This is a genomic window from Frankia sp. CcWB2, assembly GCF_977927585.1.
In genome coordinates, this window is the sequence record NZ_CDWRCM010000190.1 from 6,594 (window position 1) to 8,616 (window position 2,023).

The window sequence follows — 2,023 nt, forward strand, 5'->3', positions numbered from 1 at the left end:
ACCTGCGATGATGCTCTCGATCACGTATTTGTTACTTCATTACGTCCCCCTAGCGAGAGTTCAGTTCATGGCTGCGAATTTCGCTGAAACGGTCACTGAAAGGCCGACGCCGGGGGGGATCAACACACTGAACATGGCAGTTCCGCCGCCGGAGTACGCGGTGGCGGATCTGGATCCGCGAACGAGTGACCTCGTCGTCCCGAATGGATCCGGATGGCGGCGGGTCATGCGGGTGCCAGGACGACGGCATTACCATCACGAGCACCACGATCGCGCCGTCGCGACCGTCCAGCAGGCCCGGAGCCGCACTCGATCGACGGGCCGGAGTTGTGTCGTCGGCCTTCTGTACATTGCCGAGTTCGGCCGGCTGCGCGAGCGCCTCGCTCCGGGCGCCTGCCTGTCCCTGCTCAATCAGGTCGCTGCCTTGGCAGGTGGTCTGCATCGGTGGCGTGGCTCCGCCATCGGCCAGGGCCGCCCCGGCGAGGTGGTCGTTGTCCTGCCGACGCGGCCGGGCCGCTCCGCCGAAGCGGCGTTCGGCGAGATCGTGCGTACGGTCGCGAGCTGTGACTTCGCTGTCGACGGCGAGCGCCTGCGGGTAACCCCCGTTCCGGGGTTCGTCCAGGTGGACGACACCATCGACGATGCCACCGCCTTGCGGCGGGCCCGGCTGGCCATGGGTCTCGCCGCCCAGCAGCTCGACATGGTCCCCGTCTGTTACGACCCTAAGATGGAACCGGCGGAGAACCAGCCGCGACGTTCCGGGCGCCCGTTGCACACACGGTTGCGGCCGTCCGACGCCGTCCAAATCGTCGTCTCGACCGCGGTCTGCCTCGGACTCCCGTTCGGGATCTACAGCACACTGTTCACACTGGGCCTCGATCCGACCCACGTCGTCTTCGCACTCCTGGCCATCGCGCTGGCCGGCACTACCCTCACCACCTACCTGGAGCAGTTGTCGGCGCTCGAACCGGAGAAGTGCCCGGACGCGCCCGCCGCGCCGTTCCCCGCGGCGAGCGCCATCATCGCCGCGTATCTGCCGAACGAGTCGGCCACGATCGTCGACACGGTCAAGGCGTTCCTCCGGCTGGACTACCCGGGTCCGCTACAGATCATCCTCGCCTATAACACCCCCCGATACCTGCCCGTGGAGGAGACGCTCGCGCGGATCGCCGAATCCGATCCCCGTTTCGTCCCGATGCATGTGCCGACCAGCACCTCCAAGGCGCAGAACGTGAACGCGGCGATGCCAGTGGTCACCGGTGAGTTCGTCGGTGTCTTCGACGCGGATCATCATCCGGCACCGGACGCCTTCCGGCGGGCCTGGCGGTGGCTGTCGCACGGAGCCGCGGTCGTCCAGGGGCACTGCGTGATCCGGAACGGAGAGGCATCGCGGATCAGCCGCACCGTCGCCGTGGAATTCGAGTCGATCTACGCGGTGAGTCATCCCGGCCGGGCAAGGATGCATGGTTTCGGGATCTTCGGCGGGTCGAACGGCTACTGGCGGACCGACCTGCTGCACCAGACCCGTATGCGCGGCTCGATGCTGACCGAGGACATCGACGCGAGCCTGCGCACCATCATGAGCGGCGAGCGGATCGTCGCAGACCCGGAACTGGTCTCCTACGAGCTGGCGCCGACGACGATGTCGGCGCTGTGGCGGCAGCGGTTACGCTGGGCGCAGGGCTGGTACCAGGTCTCCCGGCGGCATCTGTGGAAAGCCGTCGGCTCACCAGACCTCACCGCCCGCCAGAAACTCGGCCTGCTCTGGCTGCTGGGCTGGCGCGAGATACATCCGTGGCTTTCGCTCCAGATGTATCCGCTGATCGCCTTCGGTCTGCTGCACCCGCAGGCCGAGCACGGTTTCCGGTTGAACGTCTCCCTGTACGTCTGTCTTCCGCACATGGGGTTTCGATGCGTTGACCGGCCTGGTTTCCGATCAAGGTGGCCGGGTCGGATCGACGCCGAGAATGGTGAGGAGGTGCGGGTGCAGAGCCGAGGGGCGGGGGATGTAGCGGTCGGGTCG

At 66.8% G+C, this 2,023-nt stretch carries 1 protein-coding gene; it reads left to right on the forward strand.

Features of this window, described 5'->3' with window-relative positions; all coding sequences use genetic code 11:
* Nucleotides 1-7: 7 nt before the first annotated feature.
* The coding region (locus ACY45C_RS17475; RefSeq protein ID WP_462188628.1) for a glycosyltransferase family 2 protein at nt 8-2,023 on the forward strand (2,016 nt) is incomplete at its 3' end.